This is a genomic window from Providencia sp. PROV175 (assembly GCF_032707045.1).
Lineage (GTDB): Bacteria > Pseudomonadota > Gammaproteobacteria > Enterobacterales > Enterobacteriaceae > Providencia > Providencia hangzhouensis.
The window spans coordinates 2,615,317-2,630,439 of record NZ_CP120533.1 but is presented as its reverse complement, the minus strand read 5'-3'; the positions used below and the strand labels follow the sequence as shown (position 1 = coordinate 2,630,439).

At 36.6% G+C, this 15,123-nt stretch carries 14 protein-coding genes; 12 read left to right on the top strand and 2 right to left on the bottom strand.

The features are described 5' to 3' along the window. Positions 1–34 precede the first annotated feature (34 nt). The 7 genes from pspB to P3L44_RS11765 all read left to right on the top strand — a co-directional run bounded on the left by pspB (position 35) and on the right by P3L44_RS11765 (position 5,913). Positions 35–265 (top strand): envelope stress response membrane protein PspB, encoded by a 231-nt coding sequence (pspB, locus tag P3L44_RS11795; RefSeq protein WP_004263897.1) that lies wholly within the window; start codon positions 35–37, stop codon positions 263–265. Further along, positions 265–621 (top strand): envelope stress response membrane protein PspC, encoded by a 357-nt coding sequence (pspC, locus tag P3L44_RS11790; RefSeq protein ID WP_272662524.1) that lies wholly within the window; start codon positions 265–267, stop codon positions 619–621. Before pspB ends, pspC begins: the two co-directional genes overlap by 1 nt. A gap of 82 nt (positions 622–703) precedes the next feature. After that, positions 704–883, top strand: coding sequence for a hypothetical protein (locus tag P3L44_RS11785; RefSeq protein ID WP_115167360.1), 180 nt, complete (start codon positions 704–706; stop codon positions 881–883). Positions 884–965: 82 nt separating this feature from the next. Beyond that, entirely contained in the window at positions 966–2,363 is a 1,398-nt protein-coding gene (locus P3L44_RS11780; RefSeq protein ID WP_272662525.1) for a YcjX family protein, read from the top strand. Next, a complete protein-coding gene (locus tag P3L44_RS11775) occupies positions 2,360–3,415 on the top strand; it encodes a YcjF family protein (RefSeq protein ID WP_272662526.1) in 1,056 nt (351 codons plus the stop codon). Before P3L44_RS11780 ends, P3L44_RS11775 begins: the two co-directional genes overlap by 4 nt. Before the next feature lie 238 nt (positions 3,416–3,653). Then, positions 3,654–5,213 (top strand): transcriptional regulator TyrR, encoded by a 1,560-nt coding sequence (tyrR, locus tag P3L44_RS11770; RefSeq protein ID WP_272662527.1) that lies wholly within the window; start codon positions 3,654–3,656, stop codon positions 5,211–5,213. Between the two features lie 325 nt (positions 5,214–5,538). Beyond that, positions 5,539–5,913, top strand: a complete 375-nt coding sequence (locus P3L44_RS11765; RefSeq protein WP_094961776.1) for an ATP-binding protein — start codon at positions 5,539–5,541, stop codon at positions 5,911–5,913. Between the two features lie 79 nt (positions 5,914–5,992). On the opposite strand, the gene tpx is transcribed toward P3L44_RS11765, so the two are convergent. After that, complete coding sequence (gene tpx / locus P3L44_RS11760; RefSeq protein WP_004263934.1) at positions 5,993–6,496, bottom strand: thiol peroxidase; 504 nt, start codon at positions 6,494–6,496, stop codon at positions 5,993–5,995. Positions 6,497–7,216: 720 nt separating this feature from the next. Here tpx and P3L44_RS11755 point away from each other — a divergent pair. Together P3L44_RS11755 and zntB are read left to right on the top strand one after the other, a co-directional pair. Beyond that, positions 7,217–8,839: an ABC transporter substrate-binding protein gene (locus tag P3L44_RS11755; RefSeq protein ID WP_272662528.1), complete on the top strand. Its 1,623-nt coding sequence runs from the start codon at positions 7,217–7,219 to the stop codon at positions 8,837–8,839. Between the two features lie 346 nt (positions 8,840–9,185). Beyond that, positions 9,186–10,169, top strand: a complete 984-nt coding sequence (gene zntB, locus P3L44_RS11750) for a zinc transporter ZntB (protein ID WP_004263941.1) — start codon at positions 9,186–9,188, stop codon at positions 10,167–10,169. Positions 10,170–10,429: 260 nt separating this feature from the next. Here the strand turns inward: zntB and ttcA are convergent, their stop codons facing one another. Beyond that, complete coding sequence (gene ttcA / locus P3L44_RS11745; protein WP_140170551.1) at positions 10,430–11,344, bottom strand: tRNA 2-thiocytidine(32) synthetase TtcA; 915 nt, start codon at positions 11,342–11,344, stop codon at positions 10,430–10,432. A 1,371-nt stretch (positions 11,345–12,715) separates the two neighbouring features. On the opposite strand from ttcA, the gene P3L44_RS11740 reads away from it, so the two are divergent. The 3 genes from P3L44_RS11740 to P3L44_RS11730 all read left to right on the top strand — a co-directional run bounded on the left by P3L44_RS11740 (position 12,716) and on the right by P3L44_RS11730 (position 15,078). Beyond that, complete coding sequence (locus tag P3L44_RS11740; RefSeq protein ID WP_272662529.1) at positions 12,716–13,762, top strand: nucleoside transporter C-terminal domain-containing protein; 1,047 nt, start codon at positions 12,716–12,718, stop codon at positions 13,760–13,762. A gap of 23 nt (positions 13,763–13,785) precedes the next feature. Continuing rightward, complete coding sequence (locus P3L44_RS11735; protein ID WP_004263951.1) at positions 13,786–14,709, top strand: nucleoside hydrolase; 924 nt, start codon at positions 13,786–13,788, stop codon at positions 14,707–14,709. 228 nt (positions 14,710–14,937) lie between these two features. After that, complete coding sequence (locus P3L44_RS11730; RefSeq protein ID WP_004263953.1) at positions 14,938–15,078, top strand: hypothetical protein; 141 nt, start codon at positions 14,938–14,940, stop codon at positions 15,076–15,078. The last annotated feature ends 45 nt before the right edge of the window (positions 15,079–15,123 follow it).

Below are 15,123 nucleotides of genomic sequence, written 5' to 3'. Positions count from 1 at the left end.
ATAGATAGGTTAACCATATGTATAAGGATATGTGATGGGCTACGTTTTTCTGTCTCTCGTATTAATCATTTTTCTCATTTTTATTCTGCCTATTTGGCTGTGGTTACATTACAGCAAAAAAAACAGTGGGCAGGGGAGTCAGCTAACTGAAAATGAAGTACAACGTTTGATGCAATTAGCAGAACAAGCATCACAGATGCAGCAACGCATTAAAACGCTTGAAGATATTTTGGATGCAGAACACCCAAATTGGAGGCAAAAATAATGACTCAATTTCGCAACCGCAAACTTTACCGTTTAACGGATAGACGTGTGTTCGGTGGTGTGTGTTCGGGTATTGCTGAGTATTTAGAACTTCCAGTTGCTTTGGTTAGAGCATTAGCCGTATTGGCTCTATTTGTCAGTTTTGGTATTACTTTGATTTTGTATATCGTGATGTGCTTTGTCGTAGAAACGGCACCAAATGGCTACCGTTCACAGCAAGATATTGGCCCAGAAGTCAGTAGTCTTATTAACCAAATCGATACACAATTAAAATCAGGTGAAATGAAGCTACGCCAGATTGAAAGATACGTTACGTCAGATACTTATACAGTGAACAGTAAATTTCGAAATCTATAATAAATCGTATCGCCATCACATGATAAGGGATTAGGTTTCAAAACCAAATCCCTTTTGTTTTTGATAAAAAAGTGAGTGAAATATGGCAAACAACGTTCGTTATCGAATTAAAAAATTTGCAAAGAAACTTATTCTACAAAAAGGTATTCGAATCGCCGCGGTATTACTTATGACATATGGCCCAGCCGGTGTCGTAGGTAAAATCATTAAATTATTGACAAGTAAATGGTTGCTCAATGTACTAATTAAACGGTTAACCTAATACAATTTGTTTTATGCTAAATTATAGAACGCAATATGACGTAAAATGAGTTTAAATTGAAAGGATGAGTCTTGGGAGGAGCATGAAACGACTGCACAGTGAATTAACTGATTTGATGAATAGAAGTGTTGATCGTCATGTTAGGCTCGCAGTAACAGGGCTTAGCCGTAGTGGAAAAACCGCATTTATTACTTCACTGGTGAACCAATTATTGAATGTGAATGCGGGCGCACGGCTCCCTTTATTTTCTGCCGCGCGTGATAAGCGGTTGTTAGGGGTGAAACGGATACCTCACCGTGATTTGTCAGTACCACGCTTTGCGTATGATGAAGGTATTGCATCCCTTTATGGGGAACCACCGCAATGGCCAACACCAACACGGGGGGTCAGTGAAATACGCCTTAAATTGCATTACCGTTCAGAAGACTCTTTTTTGCGCCATTTTGTCGATAACTCATCATTATATTTAGAGATTGTGGATTATCCCGGCGAATGGTTGTTGGATTTACCCATGCTAGATTTAAATTATCTAGCATGGTCTGAACAAATGAACACCTTAATAAAGGGAGAGCGTGCACATTTAGCCCAACCATGGCTGACATTGTGTGATAAATGTGACCCTTTAGCGCCTGTTGACGAAAATTTGCTGGCTGAAATTGCTGCTGCCTACACCCAGTATTTAATTGAATGCAAGGCCCAAGGGCAACATTTTATTCAACCAGGTCGTTTCGTTTTACCGGCTGAATTAGCAGGAGCACCCGCACTCCAATTTTTTCCATGGCCGAATGTAGCCCAATATGGTGATAAAAAGCTCGCACAGGCAGGAAAAAACACCAATATTGGCGCATTACAGCAACGCTATCAATATTATTGTGAGCATGTTGTAAAGGGTTTTTATCGTGATTATTTCCAACGTTTTGACCGACAAATTGTTTTAGTTGATTGTTTGCAACCGTTAAATAGTGGTGTTGATGCATTTAATGATATGAGAATGGCGTTAACTCAATTAATGCGTAGTTTTCATTATGGTAAACGCACATTATTGAGGCGTTTATTTTCACCTTGTATTGATAAATTACTCTTTGCGGCGAGCAAGTCAGACCATGTAACACCAGACCAGCATGCAAATTTAGTGGCTTTATTGCAACAATTAGTGCAAGAGGCATGGCAGCATGCTGCATTTGAAGGGATCAGCATGGATTGTGTTGGTTTAGCATCAATACAAGCAACCGAAAGTGGCCTTGTGGATTATAAAGGTGAAAAATTACCTGCGTTAAAAGGGAATCGGTTAAGTGATGGACAACCGCTAATGTTTTATCCTGGTGAAGTCCCAAAACGGTTGCCAAATGAGCAATTCTGGCAAACTCAAGGTTTTCAATTTGAAGATTTCAGACCAAGGCCAACGCCAATGGATCAACCATTGCCACATATTCGTATGGACAGTGCGCTTGAATTTTTGTTGGGAGATAAACTGAAATGAATGAACCTTTAAAACAGCGTTTAGATTTCGCTGAAAGTAGTGAGAATGATACGAAAGAGTCGCTGAAAAAAGCCCAAGTTTTTGATGAACGAGAATTCGAAAAATTCACTCCAGTTTCTTTGGAAGCAGAACAAGATAGCCAAGAGGGTGAGGTTGAAAGCCTGATTAACGAAGCGTTAAAACCAAAACGGAGTTTTTGGAGAAAATTAGTTGGCACGGCTGCGGGAATTTTTGGGGTCAGTGTCGTTGCTCAACTGGGTGTTTGGATCCACCAATCATGGGTAACACAAGATTGGACTGCGTTAGGTGTTGCTGCTGCGGGTGGTTTAATCGTTGTGGCGGGTGTAGGGTCAGTCGTTGGTGAATGGCGGCGGTTGTATCGCTTAAGAGAACGAGCAGAGGAACGAGACTTTGCTCGCGAATTATTGCACAGTCATGGAATGGGGCAAGGAAAGGTTTTTTGTGAAAAATTGGCAAAACAATCTGCGTTATCAATGCAACATCCTGCGATTGTTAATTGGCAAGCCACTCTCCATGATTCTCATAATGATAGAGAAGTTGTTGAATTATATAGTCGAATGGTTCAGCCCATTCTTGATGAACAAGCTCGTAAAGAAATTAGTCGTTGTTCCGCTGAATCGGCCATTATGATTGCAGTGAGCCCGTTAGCACTGGTGGATATGGCATTTATTGCTTGGCGAAATATTCGTCTAATTAATCGGATCGCGGCAATCTATGGTATTGAACTCGGTTATTACAGCCGAATTCGGCTATTTCGTATGGTGCTCATTAATATTGCCTTTGCAGGTGCATCTGAATTAATTCGTGAAGTGGGGATGGATTGGTTATCTCAAGACATTACCGCACGGTTATCAACACGTGCAGCACAAGGTATTGGTGCGGGTTTGTTAACTGCACGTTTAGGTATTAAGGCGATGGAATTATGCCGACCACTACCTTGGATTGAAAACAAGCCTCGTTTAGCCGATTTTCGTCATCAGCTAATTGGCCAATTAAAGAATGTTATTCCCAGTAAAAAAGATAAAGCGTAAAGAAATATCGCTGGCAGAGTGAGTTGACAGTTTTCACTCACTCAGCAGCATCATTTGTTGATTAATATACTTATTGTTATTTCAAGCCTTAAAAATTAAGGAAAGCAGTGATTTTATTTGTTAATACCTATGAAGCTTACAAGCTGTCAACAATTTGTGACACAAACACTGTATTCCCTTAATGTTTAAGGCTAAAATACCTTTATTCTCTCGGCTTTTTTGATGAAGGTTCCTATCCATGCGCCTCGAAGTGACCTGCCAAGACCGTATCGGTTTAACGCGTGAATTACTTGATCTTTTAGTCCTACAAAATATTGATTTAAAAGGTATTGAAATATCTCCTCAACGTAGGATTTACCTAAATTTTACACCTGTAGATTTTCAGGTATTCAGCACATTGATGGCAGAAATACGGCGTATCAATGGTGTTATTGATGTGCGCCGAATTTATTTTATGCCTTCAGAAAGAGAGCATAAAGCTGTTTGGGCGCTATTAAACTCATTTCCAGAACCTGTTTTGTCCATTGATAATAAGCTAAATATTGAGTTGGTTAACCCAATGACATTGCAATTATTTGGTTATGATGAGGCAAAAATTCGAGAAAAAACCTTTTCTCAGTTAGTCAGTAGCCAAGGGCTGGTGCGTTGGTTTGAACGAGAGTCACCAGAAGCTTATACAGAGAAAGTCGTCATTAAAGGCCAAGACTATTTGATGCAAGTGACTCCTATTATTTTGGCAGATGAACATGGTAAACTCCATTGTACAGGAGCTGTGTTGCTGTTGAAATCGGCTGAAATTTTAGATAAGCAACGTAAACAAGTTATTGAGGCAGATGGCAGTGGTTTTGAACAAATTATTGCTGTTAGCCCTGTCATGGCAAATGTAGTTGAACGGGCTAAACGTGTTGCGATGCTGGATGAGCCATTATTACTCGTTGGTGAAACAGGGACTGGGAAGGATATCTTAGCGAAAGCTTGTCATTTGCATAGTGCGCGAGGAAAAGAACCGTTTTTAGGTTTAAATTGTGCTTCGATGCCGGATGATGTCGTAGAAAGTGAATTATTTGGTTATGCAGCAGGGGCGTATCCAAATGCAGTTGAAGGTAAAAAAGGTTTTTTTGAACAAGCAAATGGCGGAACAGTATTGCTTGATGAAATTGCTGAAATGTCACCTCAAATGCAAATTAAGTTATTACGTTTTTTAAATGATGGAACATTTAGGCGTGTTGGCGAGGAACGAGAAGTTAAGGTTAATGTCCGTGTAATTTGTGCAACACAGAAAAATCTACCTGAATTGGTGGCAGAAAAAAAATTCAGAGAGGATCTTTATTATCGTTTAAATGTACTCACATTAACCATCCCTCCATTACGTGAACGTAAAGAAGATATTCTACCGCTAACCAAGACATTTGTAGCCAGTTTTTCCAAAGAGCTTCATATTGCAGAGCCTAAATTGGCGCCTTCGCTAATCGAATTTTTAAGCAGTTATTATTGGCCGGGTAATGTAAGGCAACTGAGAAATGCCCTTTATCAAGGGTTAACTCAACTTAATGGCAATATATTGGAAGCAGAGAATATCCAATTACCTGATGTAGTAAATCCTCCCGCACTGGCTTTAGATTCGCTCAATGGTTCGCTAGATGAAATTACTAAACGCTATGAAGCGTCAGTATTAGCGCGCTTGTATCGTGATTACCCGAGCACCCGTAAATTAGCTAAACGCTTGGATATTTCTCATACGGCAATTGCCAATAAATTGAGAGAATATGGTCTCAATACGAAAAAAGAGCAAAACTAATTTAAATGAACAAAACAATAACCTATGTGTTAACAGCAATAGGTTTGTTTTTTAGTGGTTCTGGCATTGCAACGACAATACCGACCCACGGTTTGAATAAGTATTGCCGAGATGTTGTAGTACGAACAGTCGGTAAAATCTATGAGAATAGGGCACTAATTCAATGTTATTTTAAAGACGTACCTTTTTTAGCTCGTGTTTAGTATGGCAAAACCTTACTAATACTATTGCTAATTGGTGAATTTTCCTGCTATATAACAAAGACAGCTACTGTTTTAGGGTATCGTAATCTCATCTGATGGGTTTCAGCCTACAAGGAGTTGCCATGGACCAATTCACTATTAATTTCATTGTAAATCGTAAGCTACGCGAATACATGAGCCAGAGTCATTATAAAAATGATATGTTTGAGTCTGCTGCATCAGCTGCTGAACTTTATCTGATGAATAAAGCCGCAGTAAAATATTTAACGAAGAAAAATCGTTTCACGTGGGAGGCATTGGTGAAAAATGGCCATAAGCCTCGAGACCTTATTATTGATATTTTGACATCTTGTTGCCCTGTCACTCAGGATCAAGCCTTAAAAGTATTGAGTACGCTTTCTCATACTTTGATCTCTATAATGAGTGACAATAAGTTATTTGCGAATGTTGTTAATGCGAAGAACCACCAGCCATTGTACTGGGCTCACGTAGATTAGTGTGGTTTTTATATTGAGTAATGAAGCGGGAAATTCCCGCTCCATTACTAATTACAGTGAGTTAAATGATATAAAAAGTTTATTTAAGGCTGTTTAATGCACTGTCGTAATCAGGTTCTTCAGTAGTTTCAGAAACTAATTGGCTATAAATAACGTTATTATTTTCATCTAAGACAACAACGGAACGTGCATTTAAGCCTTTTAATGGACCACTAGCGATAGCAACACCATAGTCATTAGCAAATGAATCACTACGGAAAGAAGATAGCATAACGACATTATCTAAACCTTCTGCACCACAAAAACGTGCTTGTGCGAAAGGCAGGTCAGCAGAAATGCATAACACAACCGTGTTGTCCAACTCGTTTGCGAGCTTATTAAATTTGCGAACTGATGCCGCGCATACGCCAGTGTCTACACTTGGAAAAATATTTAAAACTTTTCTTTTACCTTCATAAGTTTCCAGCGTTGCTTCGCTGAGATCTTTGGTGACAAGGGTAAGGGGCTTAGCTTTTGAACCCGCTTGTAAAAAAACACCATTAACTGTGATGTCATTACCTTTTAATTTAACTGTTTGCGACATGAATTTTTCTCCCGTTCATAAAGTGATTCACTGTTAACTTAATCTAACTTCTAATAAAAAATCTTTGTGATTAAAGGTTTTTTAATGAGTAGTTATACAGTGCTGAGTTTTACATTCTACTAATGACCAAATTTTATACAGAAACCTTATCACTTACTTTGAGTTCTACATGGGGCAAAGTAAGGTAATATTACATACTTTTTATTAGGGTATGGTGCATTATCATTATATAACAGCTAAGCTTTTTCAATGCTTGCGTTTTCTGTTATGCACCTTTTTAAATTGCCTTATGGAGTGTAACAAAAGGAAATCTGTCTGTATTGGTTTCTTGAGCCATTATTTAGCTACCGGAAAAGTGGTAAGGATATACTAGTTTATTATTCTATAATATAAGTGTTAGTTTATGTATATTTAGGCCAAAAAATCAACTAATTACAGGAGGAATGTAGATTTTTAAAATATGAAAGCCTATGATTAATTAAGATAAACTACAGAATAATTCAGTTGTATTGTTGTTTGATTCTCACTAAGTTAAGGGTGTTTTTATCCTATAACTTTATGTTTTTTATCGCGATATGAGTATTTGGTTCAAATAATAATTTACCTAAATGAAATTTAATCAGTCAATGCAGTCATGTTGTTAATAATAGCATCTTCACGTGAAATCACTTAACTCAGCTTTTAGTTAACTTTATTTATATTAACAAGATAGAAAATACAATGCATAAACGTTCAGTTACATCTTTAACGGTTTTGATTTCTTCAATTTTATTTACTACACCCGCTATGAGTGCAGTGATACCGACGGGCACAGTTTTAGCTGAAAACCAAGAGGTTACACGTCATTTAAAGGATGAACCAGCGTCTTTGGATCCGGTAAAATCCGTGGGGTTAACGGAAGCGCAAGTCATGCGTGACTTATTTGAAGGGCTAGTTAACCAAGATGACCATGGCAAGCCAATTTCAGGGGTAGCCCAAAGTTGGACTACGGCAGATAATCGTATTTGGACATTTACACTGAGACTTGATGCTCGTTGGTCAAACGGTGACCCTGTCACGGCTCAAGACTTTGTGTATAGTTGGCAACGACTTGTTTCACCGGGAACATCATCACCTTTTGCATGGTTTGCGGCATTAGCTGGCATTAACAACGCACAAGAGATTATTGATGGAAAATTACCCGTTGAGCAGTTAGGTGTTGAAGCGGTAGATGCACGCACATTAAAGGTGACTTTAAATAAGCCAGTACCTTATTTCCCATCATTGGCGGCTAATTTTAGTTTATTTCCTGTGCATCAAGGAACGGTTGAAAAATTTGGCAATGACTGGATAAAAGTAGGAAATCTAGTCGGGAATGGCGCCTTTGTTTTATCTGACAGAGTGGTTAATGAAAAAATTGTTTTAGTCCCAAACAAAAATTATTGGGATCATCGAAATACAGTGATAACTAAAGTCACTTTTGTCCCGATTAACCAAGAGTCTCATGCAACTAATCGTTATTTAGCGGGAGACTTGGATATTACCGAATCATTTCCAAAACAACGCTATCAAAAATTATTGAAAGATATTCCTAATGAAGTCTTTACACCAGACCAATTAGGGACCTATTACTATGCATTTAATACCCAACGCGCACCGACGGATGACGTTCGTGTTAGAAAAGCCTTATCCATGGCGATTGACCGCCAATTAATTGCTAATAAAGTATTAGGTACAGGGGAAAAACCTGCAAATTATTTTACTCCCGATGTCACCGATGGCTTTAAACCTGAAAAAGGGCTTTACAATAGATACTCACAAAAAGAGTTAGACCAGCAAGCAAAAGTGTTATTACAGCAAGCAGGTTTTGGTCCAAATCACCCATTAGAATTAACATTGTTGTACAACAGTTCAGAAAATCATCAGAAAATTGCGATTGCAATTGCTTCTATGTGGAAGAAAAAATTAGGCGCTGAAGTCAAATTAGTTAATCAAGAATGGAAAACTTATATAGATAGCCGCAATACAGGAAATTTTGATGTTATACGTGCATCATGGATAGGTGATTTTAATGAGCCTTCAACATTCTTGTCTCTGCTTACATCTCAACATACTGGCAATATACCAAAATTTAATAACCCTGCATATGATAGCGTTATTGAGTCGGCGAGTATTGAAACGAATGCACAATTACGCAACCGTTATTATAATAATGCGGAAGCAATCATTGCAAAAGAAGCTCCAATCGCGCCTATTTACCAATATACCAATGCACGCTTAATTAAGCCTTGGCTGAAGGGGTACCCGATAAACAACCCCGAAGATGTCGCTTATAGCCACAGTTTTTATATCATTAAACATTAAAATAGGATACAGCCTGTGCAAGGTACGGGCTGCTTTTTCTAAAGGAAAGAAAAAAAGCTCCTTCCTCTGGAGAATGGGAAGGAGGACCAAAAAAGGAATAAACACTACCTTTTCATAATAAAAAAATCATCATGAACTTTATTGCTCGTTTGTGTCAATTATGTAGTGTTATTTAGCAAAAATGGCGATATTTTGTGATTTATGGGAAATTGTCTGTTTTTATGAGATATTAATCTCAATCTTTTTTTTGTTATTTTATGTATCGTGAGAACGATTCTTGAAATAATGACAAATATGTCACTATTCGACTAAAAATACCGTATTGATTATAAAAGGGAGATATTGCATGGGACTGATTTATGGTTCTTTATTCCAAAATTCAAATCCTGTACATGCATTTCAGTTAAATGGAGACGGTGGGTTACTTCCTATCGACGTGAATGCTAGCGCAAACCAGCAATCACCGTTTTGGCTTCATTATGATTATAAGGACCCACAAAGTTTTAATTGGATTCAGCAATCAGATCTCTTTAATGACCAAGTTAAGTCTGCTTTATCTGGGCATTCAGGACGTTGGCGATTGATTCGTGTTGGCGATGGTATTTTATTAACATTGCAAACATTAAATACCAATGCTGGCCAGCGGCCTGAGCAATTAGTTGCGTTTAGGGTATTTATTAATAATCGGATAATTATTTCTAGTCGTCATCGAAAAGTAAATTCCTTAGATTCTATTATTGATGATTTAAAGCAGGGAGTCGGGGCCCAAAGTACAGGTGACTGGTTAGTTGAGGTTGCTGATTCTATTACAGATGAAATAAGTGATTTTACGGATTCTTTGCATGAGCGTTTAATTGATATGGAAGATTTCATATTAAATAGCCAAATTCCTGAGAGAGGGGAATTAGCATTACTTCGTAAACAAATTATTGTGATACGCCGTTATATGGCTCCACAGCGAGATATGTTTTCCCGTTTAACAACAGAAAAATTGCTTTGGTTAGATGAAACCAATCGTCGTCGAATTCAAGAGATTTCTGACCGATTAGGACGTTGTATTGAAGATCTCGATGGTTTTATTGCACGTACAGCGATTATTTCTGACGAGATAACGAATATGATGACTGAAATGATGAATCGGCGCATTTATACAATGTCATTAATGGCCATGATATTCCTACCAACAACTTTTTTAACGGGGCTGTTTGGTGTGAATTTAGGCGGGATCCCTGGTAATGAGTTCCGTTTTGCCTTTAGTGTATTTTGTGTTTTATTAGCCGTTTTAATTGGAACCGTTTTGTGGTGGTTAAGAAAAAGCCGATGGCTCTAATATTGATGACTTATTTGCGATAACCGGACCTAGTTTGAGATAAATCAATAAAACTACTGAGGTTTTAGTGCAGTATTAGTCCTGCAGGTGAATGCAACGTTGAGCGATGAACGTTGTGCTCCATAATTGTAGTTTTTCTCATATTGAGTTCTTATACAGAATAATTGACCACTGTAATGCCGATGTATTTTACATCGGCTTTTTTTTGCATCTAATCCGAGCAAAAATAACCTCCATACGAGGAGGTTATTAATAAATGTTTATTTAACTTCAATAATATCAAGGCGTTCTACTGTAAAGTCGGGCTTATCATCTTCATCTATAAAAGGTTGAAGCGGTAGCTCCTCTTTGTCAAACGCAAGATCTCCGCCATTGATAACTTCATCTCCATGAGAAATATTTTTGAAGTCAAATAATTCGGTATCACATAAATGAGACGGTACAATATTTTGAGTAGCACGGAACATTGTTTCGATACGGCCGGGATAGCGCTTATCCCAATCACGTAGCATCTCTTTAATAACTTGACGTTGCAGGTTTGGCTGAGAACCACATAGGTTACATGGAATAATTGGAAACTCTTTAGCCTGCGCAAAGCGCTCTATATCTTTTTCTCGACAGTAAGCGAGCGGGCGAATGACAATGTGTTTTCCGTCATCACTCATCAATTTAGGAGGCATACCTTTTAACTTACCACCGTAAAACATATTCAAGAACATAGTCTGTAAAATATCATCACGGTGGTGACCAAGAGCAATTTTAGTTGCTCCTAATTCAGTAGCCGTACGATACAAAATTCCACGACGTAAACGCGAGCACAGTGAACAGGTTGTTTTCCCTTCAGGAATTTTTTCTTTTACGATCCCATAGGTATTTTCTTCAACAATTTTGTACTCTACACCAAGTTTATCAAGGTATGCAGGTAAGATATGCTCAGGGAAACCGGGTTGCTTTTGATCTAAATTAACCGCAATTAATGAGAACTGGATTGGGGCGCTTTTTTGCAAGCTTTGCAGGATGGAAAGTAGTGTGTAACTATCTTTACCTCCAGATAAGCAAACCATTATCCGGTCACCGTCTTCAATCATATTAAAGTCAGCGATTGCTTGGCCAACATCGCGGCGAATTCTTTTTTGCAACTTATTTAAGTTGTACTGTTCTTTATTGGTCGTCATTCTATACGTTCTGCTACTGGGGTTTATGTTGCTGATGGATAATTGTACATTTGGTTTTTAAATTATTATTGTTTTATGCTTAAAGCCTAATCAGCGAGAGTTATAAAAAGAGGCTCATGATAGCAGAACATGAGGGAAGAGTGATACCAGTTCGGTAAAATAGGTGAAAATTGGTGTCCACCCCACTTTAATAGAGATACACAAACATAGAGTTTTCTAACTGTTGACGATATGCCTCCGGTGGAAGCTGATTTAAACTTTCAAGTGCTCTGATGATATTTTAGCCTGCAATGATGTATCAACCAAAATCACTAAGCATTCGTGTGTTTCTTCATTAATAATATTGAGTGTTTTAACGTATTTACTGCAATATAAATTTTCGTGCATGAAACCCAATGTCCCTTGAGTATTTGAGCTTTTTCATCATGACATCTGCAAGTTTTAGGTCAGAAAATCTAATTATAGCTGCCTTATTCAGATGTGAGTTAACAATACTATTGTTTTTATGCCTAGATACAGAACCAATAAATTTTTCAATTATTACTTTCCATTTTTTAGGGGCTAAAGTATATATTTTTGAGCTAAAATAATACAGCTGTATTGAGTCTTTCTTATTCTTATTTAGTATAAGCAGGGTAAATAAGTAATAAATATCTATCCCACTGGCTATTTTATATTTTTAGTAGTCACTAGAAATTTTAGTAACTTAATAAATTGTTAATCACGGTAAGAATTATATGGGCATTATAAAACCTATGTTTATAATATTTAGATAGAACATATTCTTCTATTTAAACTTAGCAAGTTTTCCAGTGCAGTGGTAAAGAGAGAGAGATAGAGTGAATGTATAATTGCAGGACCATTAGAAATTAACGCTTAATAACAATAAGATATTGAAAAAAACTATAAGGTAACTAATGCTCTGAGTTATTTGTGAAAAGAAAAAGCTTTATTTTAAGTATGGCTTACAAGTGCGACATGATTCACATTTTAAGAATTATATGTTTAAAAATACAAACTAATAGAGTTTATTTGAATTATTATGTTCCTGGGTGTTTGGCGCTTGAACTATAAATATAATTATAAATTGAATGTAAATGCTTAAAATCGTACCTTTTAAGCAAGGTCATATATATTGAAATTAAAAATTATTTTTTTGCTTTTAATTAGTGGGTTAAGGAGACATTAAATCAACTAATCATAATTAAAATCTATTAACATGGTGATATTTATGAAATACCTTATATTCTTTTTTAGTCTAATTTTTGTTTTTCTTATAGCATATTTGCTTAGTTTTAGTAAAAAAACATAAAACATAAACTTCCATCGATACTAACATTGTTAACATTGGAGATTATTGTCGCGTTTACCATGCTAAATACTACCATTGGGCTTACTACTCTTGACGGTATAGCATCAGGTATTCATTATATAATTAATTATGCTAATAAGGGGATTGATTTTGTTTTTGGAGATATAAGCAGTAAAACTTCTATGGTTTTTGTTGTTGTAGCTCTTTTACCTTTGATTTTTATTTGCTCTATAATTGGAATATTTAAATATATCGGTGCGCTAGATTTAATTATTAATACTATAGGCTTTCTAATTAACAAAATATCTAAAGTTGGAAAATTAGAGTCTTTTGCCGCTATTAGCGCTGTGATAGTCGGAATGATGCCTGCTTATGTATCAATTAAAGATTACATTCCAAGGCTATCTAAAGCACAGATGTATACTATTGCTGCATGTACTATCTCAACAGTAGATATTGCATTGCTAGGCGCATATACACAAATGGTTGAGCCACGCTATGTTTTTATTGGTGTTAGTCTCAATTTTTTTAGTACTTTTATTATTGTTTCTATTATTAATCCAAGTGAACCCACAAATATCACAACTTGTCCTTTGGGGGCAAATAAAGGTGAAAGGGGCTCATTTTTTGAGGTGTTGACAGATCACATGCAGGATGCCTTTAAGCTTATTCTTGCAATTGTTCCCATAATTATCGGTTTTGTCGCCTTAATTAGTATGCTGAATGATGTTTTTTTAAATATTTTAGGAATTAGTTTTCAAGGAATTCTTGGTTATATTTTTTCACCTTTAGCTTTCATTTTGGGTAGTTCATGGGATGAAAGTGTTACTTTTGGAACAATTATTGCAACTAAAATTTTATCGAATGAGTTTGTTGCTATGATTGACTATATGAAATTAACAAGCATTACACCACGAACGGATGCAATTATGTCCGTATTTTTAATATCATTTGCAAATTTTGGCTCTATCGGAATGATTATCGGTTGCGTTACAAGTATAAGCCGAGAACATGGAAAAATGATTGCATCAAATAGTTTTAGATTGATTGTTGGCTCAACTTTAGTCAGTTGTTTATCAGCGACTATTGTTGGTATTTTTGTATAACATATAAATCAAGGAGTAATAGAATGAACAAAATAATAATTGATTGTGACCCTGGTGTAGATGATGCTGTGGCTATTTTTTTAGCCTTAGCTTCTCCAGAAATAGAATTAATAGGCATAACCACAGTTGCAGGTAATGTAGAATTAGAAAAGGTTCACAATAATGCACGACAATTACTTGCGTTAGCAAATAGGCAGGATATTCCTCTAGCGAAAGGTTGTGAGCGTCCACTAATGTCCAAAAGTGGGAGTAAAACTCATGTTCATGGTACTGATGGTCTAGCTGGAGTATTGCTTCCCGCATCAGATTATCCAAATTATTCTGGTCACGCCGTAGATTTTATTATTGATACGGTAATGTCAAATCCAGGTGAAATAACATTATGCACAATAGCATCTCTTACTAATATCGCAGTCGCTATCATCAAAGAACCAAAATTAGTTGATAATGTAAAAGACATTGTAGTCATGGGCGGAGCTGCATTTACACAGGGGAATATAACGCCAGCTGCTGAGTTTAATTTTTATGTGGATCCTCATGCTGCTCATATCGTTTTTGATAGTGCACGCCATATTACTATGCTTGGTTTGGATGTAACAAGTAAGGCTGATATAAGGGCTGGTTTGTGTAGTCCTTTGGAAAAAGGTGGCCTTATCGCTCAGACTGTTGCAGAAATGTGTCGAAGATATGCAGAGTTTGACCCATTTCTCCATGATCCCTGCGTTATTGCATACCTCATTAAACCTGAAATTTTTTCAGGTATTGACGGTTCAATTACTATCGAATATGAGTCTAATAAATTATTCGGTCATAGTTTTGCTTACACATCTACCTCCATTAATCATGACCCAAAAGCTAAGTATAATGAAGCTAAATGCAAGATTATTACTGACGTTGATACATCGAAATTAATATCTTTAATTACAGAACGTATTATAAATCTTTGAGGTAAAGAGTACCAACTAGAGCCTCGGTTGATAATTACTTAATATAATGGAGCTTACCATAGGTAATGGCCCAGTTTTTTAAGTTATGATTATTCTATGCTTAAATTTTAATCAGTGAGATTTATCAAAAGATGAAAATCTGTTAGGGGATAGTGTCTTCGCTATAGCCTTTATCTTATTGTATAAGCGCCAATGAGAACTTAATGTATAGAAAAATATGGAGGAAACATGCCTGCAACTGATCCTATTGAATTGATTTTTTCTTTACTCGCCAACACCATTAAAATGGTGATTACTCCAACGGAATATCTTATTCAAAGTGACGCTATTGGGGATGCCATTTACATAAGCTTATTATTTTTGAATTAAAGATGATGAGAGTATCCATTTAACGAGGTTAATTTCCTATAAATG

Bases quoted from the DNA above. Each gene is read 5' to 3' on its own strand.
- pspB (WP_004263897.1), top strand. From the start codon at position 35: ATGGGCTACGTTTTTCTGTCTCTCGTATTAATCATTTTTCTCATTTTT.
- pspC (WP_272662524.1), top strand. From the start codon at position 265: ATGACTCAATTTCGCAACCGCAAACTTTACCGTTTAACGGATAGACGT.
- P3L44_RS11785 (WP_115167360.1), top strand. From the start codon at position 704: ATGGCAAACAACGTTCGTTATCGAATTAAAAAATTTGCAAAGAAACTT.
- P3L44_RS11780 (WP_272662525.1), top strand. From the start codon at position 966: ATGAAACGACTGCACAGTGAATTAACTGATTTGATGAATAGAAGTGTT.
- P3L44_RS11775 (WP_272662526.1), top strand. From the start codon at position 2,360: ATGAATGAACCTTTAAAACAGCGTTTAGATTTCGCTGAAAGTAGTGAG.
- tyrR (WP_272662527.1), top strand. From the start codon at position 3,654: ATGCGCCTCGAAGTGACCTGCCAAGACCGTATCGGTTTAACGCGTGAA.
- P3L44_RS11765 (WP_094961776.1), top strand. From the start codon at position 5,539: ATGGACCAATTCACTATTAATTTCATTGTAAATCGTAAGCTACGCGAA.
- tpx (WP_004263934.1), bottom strand. From the start codon at position 6,496: ATGTCGCAAACAGTTAAATTAAAAGGTAATGACATCACAGTTAATGGT.
- P3L44_RS11755 (WP_272662528.1), top strand. From the start codon at position 7,217: ATGCATAAACGTTCAGTTACATCTTTAACGGTTTTGATTTCTTCAATT.
- zntB (WP_004263941.1), top strand. From the start codon at position 9,186: ATGGGACTGATTTATGGTTCTTTATTCCAAAATTCAAATCCTGTACAT.
- ttcA (WP_140170551.1), bottom strand. From the start codon at position 11,344: ATGACGACCAATAAAGAACAGTACAACTTAAATAAGTTGCAAAAAAGA.
- P3L44_RS11740 (WP_272662529.1), top strand. From the start codon at position 12,716: ATGCTAAATACTACCATTGGGCTTACTACTCTTGACGGTATAGCATCA.
- P3L44_RS11735 (WP_004263951.1), top strand. From the start codon at position 13,786: ATGAACAAAATAATAATTGATTGTGACCCTGGTGTAGATGATGCTGTG.
- P3L44_RS11730 (WP_004263953.1), top strand. From the start codon at position 14,938: ATGCCTGCAACTGATCCTATTGAATTGATTTTTTCTTTACTCGCCAAC.